The organism is Marinobacterium sp. xm-d-579, assembly GCF_013282935.1.
Classification (GTDB): Bacteria; Pseudomonadota; Gammaproteobacteria; order Pseudomonadales; family Balneatricaceae; genus Marinobacterium_E.
In genome coordinates this window covers 362,531-378,323 of the sequence record NZ_WBYP01000003.1, presented here as the reverse complement: position 1 = coordinate 378,323, position 15,793 = coordinate 362,531, and the positions used below count along the sequence as shown (strand labels likewise).

Annotated in this window: 12 protein-coding genes; 4 read left to right on the top strand and 8 right to left on the bottom strand. The window is 49.3% G+C overall.

Annotated elements, in window-relative coordinates:
- Positions 1-223: 223 nt before the first annotated feature.
- On the bottom strand, positions 224-1,519 hold the full coding sequence (gene tyrS, locus XMD579_RS09075; protein WP_173481805.1) for a tyrosine--tRNA ligase: 1,296 nt from the start codon (positions 1,517-1,519) through the stop codon (positions 224-226).
- Positions 1,520-1,724: 205 nt separating this feature from the next.
- Between tyrS and XMD579_RS09070 the strand changes: the two genes are divergently transcribed.
- Complete coding sequence (locus XMD579_RS09070; RefSeq protein WP_254442858.1) at positions 1,725-3,098, top strand: OapA family protein; 1,374 nt, start codon at positions 1,725-1,727, stop codon at positions 3,096-3,098.
- 1 nt (position 3,099) lies between these two features.
- Positions 3,100-4,185 (top strand): anhydro-N-acetylmuramic acid kinase, encoded by a 1,086-nt coding sequence (locus tag XMD579_RS09065; RefSeq protein WP_173481804.1) that lies wholly within the window; start codon positions 3,100-3,102, stop codon positions 4,183-4,185.
- Here the strand turns inward: XMD579_RS09065 and XMD579_RS09060 are convergent.
- From XMD579_RS09060 to argC, 3 genes are all read right to left on the bottom strand, one after another.
- Positions 4,182-4,622 carry a YtoQ family protein gene (locus tag XMD579_RS09060; RefSeq protein ID WP_173481803.1) on the bottom strand — a complete coding sequence of 147 codons (441 nt, stop codon included), beginning with the start codon at positions 4,620-4,622 and terminating at the stop codon, positions 4,182-4,184. The two genes, XMD579_RS09065 and XMD579_RS09060, sit on opposite strands and share 4 nt — an antisense overlap.
- 62 nt (positions 4,623-4,684) lie before the next feature.
- Positions 4,685-5,023 carry an iron-sulfur cluster insertion protein ErpA gene (gene erpA / locus XMD579_RS09055; protein ID WP_173481802.1) on the bottom strand — a complete coding sequence of 113 codons (339 nt, stop codon included), beginning with the start codon at positions 5,021-5,023 and terminating at the stop codon, positions 4,685-4,687.
- Between the two features lie 66 nt (positions 5,024-5,089).
- On the bottom strand, positions 5,090-6,124 hold the full coding sequence (gene argC / locus XMD579_RS09050) for an N-acetyl-gamma-glutamyl-phosphate reductase (protein WP_173481818.1): 1,035 nt from the start codon (positions 6,122-6,124) through the stop codon (positions 5,090-5,092).
- A gap of 180 nt (positions 6,125-6,304) precedes the next feature.
- Between argC and hemL the strand changes: the two genes are divergently transcribed.
- Complete coding sequence (gene hemL, locus XMD579_RS09045; protein ID WP_173481801.1) at positions 6,305-7,588, top strand: glutamate-1-semialdehyde 2,1-aminomutase; 1,284 nt, start codon at positions 6,305-6,307, stop codon at positions 7,586-7,588.
- A gap of 6 nt (positions 7,589-7,594) precedes the next feature.
- The gene (locus XMD579_RS09040; RefSeq protein WP_173481800.1) at positions 7,595-8,179 is read left to right on the top strand and encodes a hypothetical protein; all 585 of its coding nucleotides are present in this window, start codon (positions 7,595-7,597) and stop codon (positions 8,177-8,179) included.
- Positions 8,180-8,227: 48 nt separating this feature from the next.
- Here XMD579_RS09040 and fusA read toward each other — a convergent pair whose 3' ends face one another.
- The 4 genes from fusA to rpoC form a co-directional block, all read right to left on the bottom strand.
- Positions 8,228-10,321 carry an elongation factor G gene (gene fusA, locus XMD579_RS09035; RefSeq protein WP_173481799.1) on the bottom strand — a complete coding sequence of 698 codons (2,094 nt, stop codon included), beginning with the start codon at positions 10,319-10,321 and terminating at the stop codon, positions 8,228-8,230.
- Between the two features lie 106 nt (positions 10,322-10,427).
- Complete coding sequence (gene rpsG / locus XMD579_RS09030; RefSeq protein ID WP_173481798.1) at positions 10,428-10,898, bottom strand: 30S ribosomal protein S7; 471 nt, start codon at positions 10,896-10,898, stop codon at positions 10,428-10,430.
- Positions 10,899-11,045: 147 nt separating this feature from the next.
- Entirely contained in the window at positions 11,046-11,420 is a 375-nt protein-coding gene (gene rpsL, locus XMD579_RS09025) for a 30S ribosomal protein S12 (RefSeq protein ID WP_173481797.1), read from the bottom strand.
- 112 nt (positions 11,421-11,532) lie between these two features.
- Complete coding sequence (gene rpoC, locus XMD579_RS09020; RefSeq protein WP_173481796.1) at positions 11,533-15,759, bottom strand: DNA-directed RNA polymerase subunit beta'; 4,227 nt, start codon at positions 15,757-15,759, stop codon at positions 11,533-11,535.
- Between the last annotated feature and the right edge of the window lie 34 nt (positions 15,760-15,793).

The following is a 15,793-nucleotide window of genomic DNA, read 5'->3' as shown; positions in this document are numbered from 1 at the left end:
TCAAGAAAAACATTACGCTAAATGAATTCACATATAGGTTGCTTGTCTTGTTAAGCTTTTGTGCTCAACCTCAACAAGCGCCCACACGCATTACCTGATTAATTGTTAAAGAGCGTGCCACCGATCTCTTGGTGGCTGCTTGAGCACTCGTCTCAAGCGAGGTGCGTATATTACCGACACCCGATTTTTATTCAACCCCTTTTTTGTAAAAAAACTAACTTTTTTACAAATAAAACAGGTGGTGTTTCTTTTTACCCAGTTTGACTAGGAAATATTTACCAAATAGGCCTGCTTCAGAGCTGAAAATTTCGTTGCCTGACATATTATCGGCCATACCACAGGCACGATCATTTACGATGACAGCGTCACGCTGCAGTGCATCTTTGATCTGCTTACCGGAATTCGCCATACCCGCATCAACCAACAGTGTCGTCAACGGTGTATCCGAAAGATCGGTTGGAACCTGTGTCGCCGGAAGACCATCTTGCTTAAGCTGCTCAAAGTCAGCTTCACTTAACTGGCTAATATCACCTGAGAAGAGTGACTCTGTAATTCGCTTAGCCGCTTCTACTGCATCATTACCATGCACCAAGCGTGTCACCTCTTCCGCGAGAATCGCTTGCGCTTGAGGACGACCAGTCGCTGCTTTATCTTCCTCTTCAATGTCAGCAATTCTCTCAACATCTAAGAAAGTGAAGTAACGAAGGAACTTGTAAACATCTGCATCAGCCGTCGACATCCAGAATTGGTAGAAGGCGTAGGGCGATGTTTTAGTCGCATCTAACCAGATAGTACCTGACTCGGTTTTACCAAATTTTGTTCCATCTGACTTGGTTACCAGTGGCAGCGTAATACCGAACACCTGGTTGCCATTCATACGGCGTGATAGTTCGATACCACCAGTAATGTTGCCCCACTGATCAGAACCACCGATCTGTAAAGTACAACCGTGCGACTTATTAAGCTGCTGGAAGTCAAAAGACTGAAGAATCATGTAGGTAAACTCTGTAAAAGAGATACCAGATCCCTCACGATCAATACGCTGTTTTACTGACTCTTTTGCAATCATCGAGTTTACAGAGAAGTGCTTGCCCACATCGCGCAGGAAGGTCAGTACATCCATGCCTCGAGTCCAGTCGAGGTTATTTACAACCTCGGCACTGTTATCGCCGTTATCAAAGCTGATGAACTGACTCACTTGTGCTTTGAGTTTATCCACCCAACCAGCAACCGTTGAATCATCGTTTAACTTTCGCTCCTGTGCTTTAAAGCTCGGATCACCGATCAAACCGGTTGCTCCACCCACAAGAGCCAAAGGCTTATGGCCATACTCTTGAAAACGACGCAATGTTAACAGCGGCACTAGGCTACCAATGTGCAGACTATCTGCCGTCGGATCGAAACCACAATAGAGCGTTACAGAACCCTTCTCTAGGTGTTCCATTAACTCATCTTCACTACTCATTTGCGCGACAAGTCCACGCGACTGAAGTTCAGCGATTAAATTGATATTTGCCATGGTTTGTTTCAATCCGATGTTTGCGGTCTTAATTTGAGAGGCGAGATTCTACCGATTGATCATCTGTTAGACAAATTTGATAAGGGATCCATTTGATTAAAATCATCGCTAAATCGCTTTATCTATCGGAATCTAGATGGAACTTTTATACAATTAACTGTCTAAGGGACAAACACTCTGTTTCAACTAATATCTGGCTGTAGGTTTGGCTAAAAATATTTTCAGAAAAGCGAAGCGATTTCCTAAGATGCACCTTGCCGTTGTTGGGTCTCTGTCGTTTATCGCCTTGATGCTCTCGATACTTCCTTCATCGGAGGTAGAAGCCACTCGATCTCAGATCGAACTTATCTCACCCAAAGCCCTTCCAGAAGCACAACTACCGGTGGCTGAAACCACCTCTTCAACCCTTATAGAACACAATGAGCAAACCTCAGCCACCACTGAAGTGGCAGAACAGCCACCCGCTATTGAGTGGCAACGCTTTAAAGTCAAAAGCGGTGACAACCTAAGCAAAATCTTCAAGCGTGCCGGCCTAGGTGCTAAAGATGTTCATAAGATTGCCCAGGCTGATAAAAAAACCAAGCACTTCAATGCGCTCCGTCCTGGCCAGACGCTCAGTCTTCACATTGAAGATAACCAACTCATCACACTGCGCATTGAAAAGAGCCTGTTAGAGTCAGTTGAGTTTTCGCTGACGGATACGGGTTATCAGCAAGAGACCCTAGTACTTGAACCCGAGATGCGCCAGCGGTTCGTCACTGGAGAGATCTCCAGCTCGCTCTACCTTGCAGCCAAAAGCGCCGGTCTATCTGAGAACATCACCATGAAACTGGCCGAGGTATTTGGCTGGGACATCGATTTTGCTCTGGATATTCGCAAAGGCGACCAGTTTAGAGTGCTGTTTGAAGAGAAGTATTTAGATGGAAAAAGAATTGGCGATGGCGACATTCTTGCCGCGGAGTTCACCAATAACGGTGATACTTTCGCCGCCGTTCGCTATGAAGACTCCAACGGTGACGTAAACTACTTCACTCCGGAAGGCCGCAGTATGCGTAAAGCTTTCCTACGCTCCCCTGTCGACTTCCGCCGAATCAGCTCAGGCTTCACACGCGAGCGCTACCATCCAGTGCTTGGCGTAAAACGTCCTCACCGAGGAACTGATTACGCTGCTAAAACAGGCACACCCATCAAGGCAGCCGGGGATGGCAAAGTTATTTGGCGCGGTACAAAAGGCGGATACGGTCGTACGGTCATTATCCAACACGGTGGCAACATCACTACGCTCTATGGCCACATGAGCAAATACAACAGCAAGGTTAAAAAGGGTTCACGCGTTAAGCAAGGCCAGACCATTGGCTACGTAGGTATGAGCGGCACTGCAACCGGCCCCCACCTGCACTATGAGTTCCGAGTTGCGGGGGTCCATAAGAACCCACAGACGGTGAAACTTCCTGCCGCACAACCGATTGCTAAGAAAGAGCGTGCCAACTTCAATAAAGTGGCTAACGATATGATTGCTTCACTTCAGCAGAAGGCTATTGAGCAACTGATTGCCAGTGAGAGTCGTGCAGCAGAGTAAAATGTTTCTGGGCCTCATGTCCGGCACCAGCTTAGATGGGCTCGACATCGCTCTTTGCTACTTCGAACCTGAGTATCAACTACTGCACTCTCGCTGTTTCGAATTCTCTGACGAACTTAAGCAGCGCATTCTTCCCTTTATGACTGGCCAGCCCCAATCGATTGATCAGCTGATGATCCTAGATAGGGACCTGGCCACTTTTGCTGCGGAAGCCATTCTGATCTTCCTGCATGACCACCGCATTGATCCTAAAGAGGTCAACGCTATTGGCTACCACGGTCAAACCCTACGACATAGACCAGACGAAGGCTGCACTCTGCAGGCAGGTAACCCTCATATTCTGGCCGAGATGACCGGAATCGATGTCATTGCCGACTTCAGACGACGCGACCTTGCAGCAGGTGGTGAAGGAGCGCCTTTGGTACCTGCCTTCCATCATTTCCTAACCGAGAAGATGCGCCGACCCTTTGCCCTTTTGAACCTTGGCGGCATTGCAAACCTCTCTCTGTTTACATCAAACGGAGATATTCAAGGTTTTGATACCGGACCTGCTAACACACTGATCGATCAGTGGATCTACCAACATAAGGGGGTTCACTTTGATGCAGAGGGTGCATGGGCGGCGAGCGGTGATATAAACCAACCCTTGCTTGACGCTCTGTTAGACGAGCCCTATTTCCAAAGAGCCGCCCCAAAAAGCACCGGTCGGGAGACCTTCAATCTAGACTGGCTCAATCATAACCTCGCAGACTTTGATCAGCTACCGCCTGAAGATGTTCAAGCGACATTGACTGAATTAACCGCAGTGACCATTGCTGACGCTCTAAAACAGGCCAAGCTGACCCACTGTCAACTGATTCTATGTGGCGGAGGCGCGCGAAACGATCATTTGATTGAACGCCTAACAGCACACCTACCTGACTTCACCATTATATCCAGCGACCTATTAGGCTGGTCAGCCGATGCCATGGAAGCCGCTGCCTTTGCTTGGCTAGCTTGGGCTTTCAAAAACAAAAAAGCTGGGAATATCCCAGCTGTGACAGGCGCCTTCGGTGAGCGTCGCCTTGGCGCGCTCTTTCCCGCTTAAGGCTGAAGGACGTAGCGCAACGTCTCCACTACCTGCTCATTCGTCTTGGCCCAGGCTAGAGATTGAGCATCAACCTCTTTAAGTGGGTGAATCAAATCTTCTGCATGCAGAGTAATGTAAGGCTTACCCAAAGCAGCACAGTAGCCTGCATCGAATGCAGCATTCCACTGCTTATACTTGTCACCAAAACGAATCACAACCAGATCAGCTTGTTCGATCATCCCTTTGGTTCTAATTAGGTTCACTTTGGATGACTGGTGATCACGCCAGAAATTATCTGACTGCTCTCCCAAGTGGTCGCCGGCAGCATCACTGGCAGGGTGATCAGTGACCGGAGCCAAATAGGTAATATCCAGACCCAATGCTTCAGTACCTTGGCGAATCACATCACGCCAATCGGTATGAATTTCACCCGACATATACACTTTGTAACTCATGATAGCCCCCTAATAAAAAAGCCAGCAACTCTTGCTAGGAGCCGCTGGCCTATAGCATTCATTTAAATTGAGAAAGATGAACCACAACCACAGGTCGTTGTTGCATTAGGATTGTTGATCACGAACTGGGAACCCTGTAGACCCTCTTTGTAATCCACCTCTGCACCCACAAGATATTGAAAGCTCATCGGATCAACCACCATGGTCACTCCCGCATTCTCAACCACAGTATCATCTTCAGCCACAGACTCATCGAAAGTGAAGCCGTACGAAAAACCTGCACAGCCACCACCAGTAATGAAGACGCGCAACTTTAGGTTATCGTTCTGCTCCTCTTCAATCAGAGTACGTACCTTATTTGCAGCAGAGTCAGTAAAGATCATATCGGCATCAGCGGACATGAATACACACCTCAAAATTCATTGGAATGGGTGAATTCTCACAAAACCAAGTAAAACAGTCAAGAATTATGGCATCAACGCTACGTTAGTGAGGCCTGCATTCTCTTTTAGGCCAAACATAATGTTCATGATCTGAATTGCCTGACCAGAAGCACCTTTCACTAAGTTATCGATGACTGAGAGAACCACGACCGTATCATCATCTTGTGGACGGTGAACGCTGATACGACAGAAGTTAGACCCTTTTACACTGCGAGTCTCAGGGTGAGAACCTGCAGGCAACACATCGACAAAAGGCTCGTTGGCATAACGTGCTTCAAAGAGCTCTTGCAGACCCGAATCAACAGGGTCTTTCAACGTAGAGTAGAGCGTCGCGTGAATACCACGAATCATCGGCGTCAAATGAGGTACAAAGGTTAAACCGACCGGCTTACCCGCCGCCCAAGTGAGTCCTTGGCGAATTTCAGGGAGGTGGCGGTGGCCAGGCACACCATAGGCTTTAAAACTCTCGCTCGACTCACACAGCAATGTACCAACACTGGCGCCACGACCGGCACCGGATACACCCGACTTACAGTCGGCAATCAAACGGCGTGTATCAACCAAACCCGCTTCTAGCAGCGGCAAAAAGCCCAGCTGAGTCGCGGTGGGGTAACAGCCAGCACAAGCAATTAACTGCGCATCTTTAATCTGCTCCCGATTCAACTCAGGTAAACCGTAGACCGCTTTCTCAACCAGGTCTGGGCAGCTGTGGTCCAGCTTGTACCACTTCTCCCAAAGCGGTACATCCTTGATTCGGAAGTCAGCACCCAGATCGATCACGCGCACACCACGGTCAACTAACGCCGGCGCCATCGACATGGCAACACCGTGCGGCGTTGCAAAGAAGACAACATCACAGGCGGCCAAGCGGTCAACATCTGGCACGGTAAACTCTAGATCGTAATGACCACGAAGATTGGGGAACATATCAGCAACTGGCATACCCTCTTCAGAGCGGGAGGTAATCACCTCGACAGAGACTTCTGAATGGTTGGCCAACAGTCTAAGCAGTTCAACGCCGGTATAACCCGTGCCACCCACAATACCTACTTTAATCACGATAGTTCCACGCTCCATGTTAGCCATACTGACTGAGTCTTAAGAATTCAGGTGCTGTATAATACGCCACAGTGATTTCCAACTCCAGATTCACGATCCAAGGGATTTGTTCAGGCGTACTACTGACACTCCCTTGCTGGCTGTGGATAATGGTCAAAAATGTTTACCGAGGTTAAGTTGATGTCTAAGTCAGAACAGTTATTTGAAGCCGCCCAGAAACACATCCCAGGCGGTGTTAACTCGCCCGTTCGTGCGTTCAAAGGTGTCGGTGGCACACCGGTCTTTGTTAAACGTGCCGAAGGCGCTTACATCTTCGACGAAGATGACAAACAGTACATCGACTACATCGGCTCTTGGGGCCCTATGCTGTTTGGCCACAACTACCCTCCTGTGATCGATGCGGTGCGTGATGCCCTAAACCACGGCATCTCTTTCGGTGCACCAACAGCAATCGAAACAGAGATGGCAGACAAAATTTGTGAGCTTGTACCCTCAATGGAGATGGTTCGCATGACCAGCTCGGGTACTGAAGCGACCATGAGTGCCATCCGATTAGCGCGAGGTTACACCGGTCGCGATAAGATCGTTAAATTTGAAGGCTGCTACCACGGTCATTCCGATTCACTGCTGGTCAAAGCGGGCTCAGGAGCACTGACACTGGGCGAACCAAACTCACCTGGAGTGCCTGCTGCACTGGCGGAGCACACCATCACACTGCAGTTTAACAACCTAGAGAGTGTCAAACAGGCCTTCGCTGAAGTGGGTAAAGAGATTGCGTGCATCATCGTTGAGCCAGTCGCTGGCAACATGAACTGTATCCCTCCAGTAGAAGGATTCTTGGAAGGCTTGCGTGCCATCTGTGATGAATACGAAACCGTTTTGATCTTTGACGAGGTGATGAGTGGCTTCCGCGTAGCGCGCGGCGGTGCACAAGAGCTTTATGGTGTCACACCTGATCTTACCACTCTAGGCAAGATCATTGGCGGCGGCATGCCCGTTGGCGCCTTTGGTGGCAAACTGGAGATCATGCATCAGATCGCGCCACTGGGCCCTGTTTACCAAGCGGGCACCCTATCAGGCAACCCTCTAGCCATGCGTGCCGGCCTTGCTATGCTAACCGCGATGGAGCGTGAAGGCTTGTACGAAGAGTTAAGCGCGAAGACAGAATACCTCACCGAAGGGTTGAAGGCAGTAGCGGCTAAAAACGGCATCTCTGTGACCACGACCGCAGTAGGTGGTATGTTTGGTCTGTTCTTCACCGATCGTGAGAACATCACTGGGTTTAGTGATGCAACCGCCTGTGATGTTGAAGCGTTCGGAAAGTTCTTCCACCACATGCTCGACGAAGGAGTCTATCTGGCACCTTCAGCGTATGAAGCGGGCTTCCTTTCCGCCGCTCATACAGAGGCTGACCTAGACGCAACCATTGCAGCGGCTGACCGCGCCTTTGCGAAACTGGGGTAATCTACGATGACTCTGTTGGGGCAAATACTCCTGTTGCTAGCAGCCATAGCTAGCACGCTCTACCTCTTCAGAGGGACGCAAGATGACCTCGATAGCAGCAGTGAGATCAAAGTCACTCGACTCTCACTGCTGAGCATGATCATTGCACTCATTGGCAGCTTCACCCTGACCAGTGACTCCATGGACAGTTCGACACTGCTTCGGATACTGAACAATTTGGCCCTCTATGCAGGGGCCCCTATGATGGCTAGCGCACTGCTGGCACGTGCGGTGCAGCGCAGCTTCACCATGCAAACCTGGGGGCGTTACCTACTGGCACTGATTGCCCTGTTTGAGCTCTGCCGTAGAATGGATGCCGGAGCAGGTTACGCTATGGTGTTGGCTATTGTTCTAATAGGTGCATTAGGAGCAGCTGCCTTTCTTAGCAAAATCAGATCCCAACGAGCTTCGTTTTTGAGTGCTGCACTTCTACTGGCAATCGCTATTTTCAGCTGGAAAGCCAACACCTCTGATCTACTACTCTACTTAGCCCTTAGTTTGACGCTTCTGTTTGCCTCCAAAGGATTGAAGGCCAAAGCTTCACAGGCATAAAAAAGCAGAGGCGGTAAACCGGCTCTGCTTTTTAATCACTGATATCAATTAGTAGCGGTTCAACATGCCATCAAGGATGTTTTTCGGCGCTTCTGCGTAGTTTTCAAACTCCATTGAGTAGGTCGCACGACCCTGGGATGCTGAACGAAGATCGGTCGCATAACCGAACATCTCACCCAGTGGCACTGCAGCACGAATCACCTTGCCTGATGTCGTATCTTCCATACCCTGAACCAGACCACGACGGCGGTTAAGGTCACCCATCACGTCACCCATGTACTCTTCAGGTGTCACGACTTCCACTTTCATCATCGGCTCTAGAAGACAAGGATCAGCTTCCATAGCGTACTTTTTAAGTGCTTGTGATGCGGCGATCTTGAAGGCCATCTCATTAGAGTCGACATCGTGGAAAGAGCCGTCGTAAAGACGCGCTTTCAGACCGATCAATGGGTAGCCCGCAAGAACACCGTTCTTCATCTGCTCAGAGATACCTTTCTCGATCGCAGGAATGTACTCTTTTGGAATCGCACCACCGACGATCTCATTGATGAACTCCAACCCTTCGTCATCACTTGGCGAGAACTCAACGACAACGTGACCATACTGACCACGACCACCTGACTGGCGGGCAAACTTGTGGTTTGCAACAACACTGCTGCGGATCTTCTCACGGTAAGCCACCTGAGGCTTACCGATGTTCGCTTCAACCTTGAACTCACGTTTCATACGGTCAACGATGATGTCTAGGTGAAGCTCTCCCATACCCGAAATAATGGTCTGGCCTGTCTCTTGATCGGTCTCAACACGGAAGGATGGATCCTCCTGCGCCAATTTGCCCAGTGCCAAGCCCATCTTCTCTTGATCCGCTTGTGATTTAGGCTCAACCGCAACCGAGATCACTGGCTCAGGGAACTCCATACGCTCTAGAACGATCTTCTTGTCAGCATCACACAGCGTATCACCTGTGGTCACATCTTTAAGACCGATCATCGCAGCGATGTCGCCTGCACGAACCTCTTTAATCTCTTCACGGCTGTTAGCGTGCATCTGCACCATACGACCGATGCGCTCTTTCTTCTGCTTAACCGAGTTATAAACGCTGTCACCAGATACCAACACACCTGAGTAGACACGAACGAACGTCAAGGTTCCCACAAAGGGATCGGTAGCGATCTTGAATGCCAGTGATGCGAACGGCGCGTTGTCATCCGCTTCACGCGTTTCAACGGTCTCAGCAGCATCATCCAATGTACCTTCGATCGCTTTGACCTCAGTCGGCGATGGTAGGTACTCAATAACCGCATCGAGTACTGCTTGAACGCCTTTGTTCTTGAACGCAGAACCGGCTAGCATCAAAACAATCTCGTTATTCAGAGTACGCTGACGCAGACCCGCTTTAATCTCATCAATAGATAGCTCACCCTCTTCAAGGTACTTATCCATCAACTCTTCATTGGCTTCGGCCGCCGCTTCTAGCAGCTCTTCACGAAGCTCTTCGGCACGGTCCTGTAGATCAGCTGGAATCTCTTCCAGATCATAGGTCATACCTTGATCGGCTTCGTTCCACATGATCGCTTTCATGCTGATCAGGTCAACGACGCCTTTGAATTCATCTTCAGCACCAATCGGAATATTAATAGGTACTGGTACAGCACCCAGGCGCTGTTTAAGCTGATCAACCACCATGTAGAAATCTGCACCGGCACGGTCCATCTTGTTCACAAACACCATACGAGGTACTTCGTACTTGTTTGCTTGACGCCATACCGTTTCAGTCTGCGGCTGAACACCCGAAGAGGCACAGAGCACAACAACGGCACCATCCAGTACACGCAGTGAACGCTCTACCTCAATGGTAAAGTCAACGTGCCCAGGAGTATCAATGATGTTAACGCGGTGCTCATCGAACTGCTGATTCATCCCTTTCCAGAAACAGGTTGTCGCAGCCGAGGTAATGGTGATACCACGCTCCTGCTCTTGCTCCATCCAGTCCATGGTTGCAGCGCCATCGTGCACTTCACCGATCTTGTGTGACATGCCTGTGTAGAACAGAACGCGTTCGGTTGTTGTCGTTTTACCAGCATCTACGTGAGCACAGATACCAATGTTACGGTAACGATTAATTGGGGTAGTACGAGCCATTGATCAAACTCCTGAAACGTAAAAAGCCCTCGTCATAAACGAAGGCTTTAAAAAAGCGAATTTAAAGCTGGCGAAATGATAACACCATTTCGCCAGATAAAAACGCTTAGAAGCGGAAGTGTGCGAACGCTTTGTTAGCGTCAGCCATGCGGTGAACGTCTTCACGTTTCTTAACCGCAGCGCCACGGCCTTCAGCCGCGTCTAGTAGCTCGCCCGCTAGACGAAGAGACATGTCTTTTTCGCCACGCTTACGCGATGCGTCAACCAGCCAACGCATTGCAAGCGCCATACGACGTGATGGACGAACTTCAACAGGTACTTGGTAAGTTGCACCACCAACGCGGCGAGACTTAACTTCGACCATAGGCTGAACAGTTTCCAACGCTTTATCAAACAGTTCCAAAGGATCTGCTTTAGTACGCTCTTCAACTTTCGCTAGAGCGCCGTAAACGATGCTCTCTGCTACAGATTTTTTACCGCTAATCATCAAGTGGTTGATGAATTTAGCCAGTGTGATGTTTCCGAATTTAGGATCCGGTAGAATTTCGCGCTTTGCAGCGACGCGTCTTCTTGGCATGGATAAGCCCTCAATAAATCGTTTAAAAGGTCTTCAGGTTACTCAGGCAATTAAGCCTGCCCTTACTCTTATCGTCTCGGTCTAGCTACCAGCGCGGACTAGGTCCTGCTTAACAGCTTCGCCGACTCTCATAGAGAGTAGACGAACTTAAGACTTAGGACGCTTAGCACCGTACTTAGAGCGGCCCTGTTTACGGTCGTTAACGCCCGCACAGTCAAGCGCACCACGTACAGTGTGGTAACGTACACCAGGTAGGTCTTTAACACGGCCACCACGGATAAGAACAACACTGTGCTCCTGTAGGTTGTGACCTTCACCACCGATGTATGAAGAAACTTCGAAACCGTTAGTAAGACGAACACGACAAACTTTACGTAGTGCTGAGTTCGGTTTCTTAGGTGTAGTAGTGTAAACGCGGGTACATACGCCACGACGTTGAGGACAAGCTTCTAATGCACGAACATCAGACTTCTCTACAACGCGTTTACGTGGTTTGCGCACCAGCTGGTTGATAGTTGCCATTAAGCAAACTCCACGTTTAGTTAAACAACAAAAAGACTAGGACCGAAGCCCTAGTCATTCAGGGGGCGAAATTTTAATCAATTCCACCCCTTCTCGTCAACGTCTTCTGAAATTATTCAGAATCTTCCACTGAAGCGTTCAATGCTTCAGTCAAAGCTGCTTGTACTTCTTCAGCACTTACAGTGACGCTAGATTCTGTATCCTGCATACGTTTGCGTTTGCGTTCGCTGTGGTATGCAAGACCAGTACCGGCTGGGATCAGACGACCCACAACCACGTTCTCTTTCAGACCGCGCAAGTAATCTTTCTTGCCGGTTACTGCACCTTCCGTTAGGACACGAGTTGTCTCCTGGAACGACGCTGCAGAGATGAACGACTCTGTTGCCAGAGAGGCTTTAGTAATACCTAGAAGCACACGTTCAAACTTAGCTGGCTGCTTACCTTCAGCAACCAATTTTTCGTTTGCGATTGTCACATCTACGAATTCAGCCTGTTCACCCTGAATGAATTCAGAATCACCGCTATCTAGGATCTCTACCTTGCGAAGCATCTGACGCACAATCACTTCGATGTGCTTGTCGTTGATGCCTACACCCTGTAGACGGTAAACGTCTTGGATCTCAGAAACGATGTATTTAGCTAGCTCTTCTACGCCCAATACGTGCAGGATATCGTGTGCACTTGATGGACCATCTGAGATCACCTCACCCTTCTCAACTGTCTCACCTTCGAAGACGTTAAGCGAGCGCCACTTCTGAATCATCACTTCGATTGGATCCGCACCATCAGTTGGAGTGATCACAATACGACGCTTACCTTTGGTCTCTTTACCAAAGCTGACAGTACCTGAAATCTCAGCAAGCACAGCCGCTTCTTTTGGTTTACGCGCTTCGAATAGATCCGCTACGCGTGGAAGACCACCGGTGATATCTTTGTTGACAGTACCCTCTTGTGGTAGACGTGCTAGGACGTCACCAACACCCACATCTGCACCATCTTGAAGGTTCAAGATCGCATTAGGTGGCAGCATGTACTGTGCAGGCATTGCTGTACCAGCGTGAAGAACGTCTTCACCCTTGGCATCAACAAGCTTGATCATTGGACGGATATCTTTACCTGCCTGTGGGCGGTCTTTGATATCCAATACTTCGATCGTAGTTAGACCTGTTAGCTCATCCGCTTGGCGCTTAACAGTGATGCCGTCTTCAAGACCAGCAAACTGAATGCGACCCGCAACCTCGGTTACGATTGGGTGAGTGTGCGGATCCCAGTTAGCAATGATTGCGCCTGCTTCGACAGTGTCGCCATCTTTCGCTTTGATCACTGCACCGTAAGGTACTTTGTAACGCTCGCGCTCACGACCGTGCTCATCGGTTACACCGATCTCACCAGATCGTGAAGAAGCGACTAGGTTGCCATCTGCACGCTCAACGGTTTTAAGGTTGTGTAGACGAATTTCACCGCCGTTCTTAACCTGGATGTTATCGACAGCAGCTGCTCGTGATGCCGCACCACCGATGTGGAAGGTACGCATGGTAAGCTGTGTACCCGGCTCACCGATTGACTGTGCAGCGATAACGCCGACAGCTTCACCGATGTTAACCTTGTGACCGCGACCTAGGTCACGACCGTAACAGCTTGAACAGATACCGTGGTGTGATTCACAGGTAATAGCAGAACGAACGATCACTTCATCGATCGAGCTGTAAGTATCGTCATTATCTAGACGTGCTACCCAAGCTTCATCCATCAATGTACCCGCAGGGATCAATACATCTTTACCCTGTGGATCAAGAACGTCTTGTGCAATAACACGACCAAGAACACGCTCACCTAGACCAACAACTACGTCGCCGCCTTCGATTAGCGCCTGGATCACTAGACCCTCTTCAGTGCCACAATCTTGCTCTGTGATAACCACATCCTGAGCAACGTCTACTAGACGACGAGTTAGGTAACCCGAGTTCGCAGTCTTAAGTGCCGTATCGGCTAGACCCTTACGAGCACCGTGAGTCGAGATGAAGTACTGAAGTACGTTTAGTCCTTCACGGAAGTTAGCCGTGATCGGTGTCTCGATGATCGAGCCATCTGGCTTAGCCATCAGACCACGCATACCTGCTAGCTGACGAATCTGAGCCGCACTACCACGTGCGCCTGAGTCGGCCATCATGTAGACAGAGTTGAAAGACTCTTGCTCTTCCTGCTCGCCTTCAGCGTTGATCACTGTGTCAGACTTCAGGTTGTCCATCATCTTCTTAGCAAGCAATTCGTTTGCACGAGACCAGATATCGACAACCTTGTTGTATTTCTCACCCTGAGTAACAAGACCGTCTGCGAACTGACGCTCGATCTCTTTCACTTCAGTGTCGGCTTCAGCAACAATGTTCACTTTCTCATCTGGGATAACGAAATCGTTAACACCGATCGATGCACCTGAAAGCGCTGCTTGACGGAAGCCCATGTACATTAGCTGGTCAGCAAAGATAACCGTATCCTTCAGACCACAACGACGGTACGCCTCGTTAAGAAGACGCGAGATCGCTTTCTTCTTCATCGCCTGGTTGATCAGTTCGAACGGAAGACCCGTTGGAACGATATCAAACAGCATTGCACGACCCACTGTCGTATCAACGATTGCAGTGCGAGACTCTTCGTTACCTTCGATGTCGCGGATCGTTTCGTTGATACGAACCTTCACGCGAGCCTGTAGGTGAACCTGTTTAGCACCATACGCACGCTGAACCTCTTTGATATCAGAGAATGCCATGCCTTCGCCCTGCGCATTGATGCGCTCACGAGTCATGTAGTACAGACCCAATACCACGTCCTGTGAAGGAACGATGATCGGCTCACCATTTGATGGCGAAAGAATGTTGTTGGTAGACATCATCAAAGCACGAGCTTCAAGCTGCGCCTCGATCGTCAACGGTACGTGTACCGCCATCTGGTCACCGTCGAAGTCGGCGTTATACGCAGCACACACAAGTGGGTGTAGCTGGATCGCTTTACCTTCGATCAAAACAGGCTCAAATGCCTGGATACCAAGACGGTGAAGTGTCGGTGCACGGTTTAGAAGAACTGGATGCTCACGGATAACCTCATCAAGGATATCCCATACAAGCGGCTCTTCACGCTCAACCATCTTCTTAGCGGCTTTAATCGTAGTTGCGTAACCACGAAGCTCTAGCTTAGAGAAGATAAATGGCTTGAATAACTCAAGAGCCATCTTCTTAGGAAGACCACACTGGTGAAGACGCAGTGATGGGCCAACCACGATTACAGAACGACCAGAGTAGTCAACACGCTTACCTAGAAGGTTCTGACGGAAACGACCCTGCTTACCTTTGATCATGTCAGCAAGCGACTTCAGAGGACGCTTGTTAGAGCCAGTGATGGCACGACCACGACGACCGTTATCAAGCAACGCATCGACAGATTCCTGCAACATACGTTTTTCGTTACGTACGATGATATCTGGAGCGTTAAGGTCTAGAAGACGCTTCAAACGGTTGTTACGGTTGATCACACGACGGTATAGATCGTTAAGATCAGAGGTTGCGAAACGACCACCGTCCAGTGGTACTAGTGGACGTAGATCTGGTGGTAGAACTGGAAGAACTTTTAGGATCATCCACTCTGGGTTGTTACCAGACTTGTAGAACGCTTCAAGTAGCTTAAGACGCTTAGACATCTTCTTAAGCTTAGTTTCTGAGTTAGTCGCAGGAATCTCTTCACGAAGAACTGAGATCTCAGCTTCTAGATCGATCGACTTTAGAAGTTCGCCGATCGCTTCAGCACCCATACGAGCGTCAAAGTCATCACCGAACTCTTCCAGTGCTTCAAAGTACTGCTCGTCGTTCATTAGCTGACCGCGCTGAAGCGTCGTCATGCCTTCATCGATCACAACAAATGATTCGAAGTAGAGAACGCGCTCGATGTCACGAAGGGTCATATCTAGCATCAAGCCGATACGAGACGGTAGTGACTTAAGGAACCAGATGTGTGCAACTGGAGAGGCTAGCTCGATGTGACCCATGCGCTCACGACGCACTTTAGTCATGGTCACTTCAACGCCACACTTCTCACAGATAACACCACGGTGCTTCATGCGCTTGTACTTACCACATAGACATTCGTAATCCTTTACAGGGCCGAAAATCTTGGCACAGAACAGACCGTCACGCTCTGGTTTGAATGTACGGTAGTTAATCGTCTCAGGTTTTTTAACCTCACCATAAGACCATGAACGAATCATGTCTGGTGAAGCCAGAGAGATACGGATCGAATCGAACTCGTCGCTCTGACTTTGAGTCTTCAACAGATTAAGTAAATCTTTCATTATCTATAGCTCCTCACGGGAGGGGGCTGCAGCA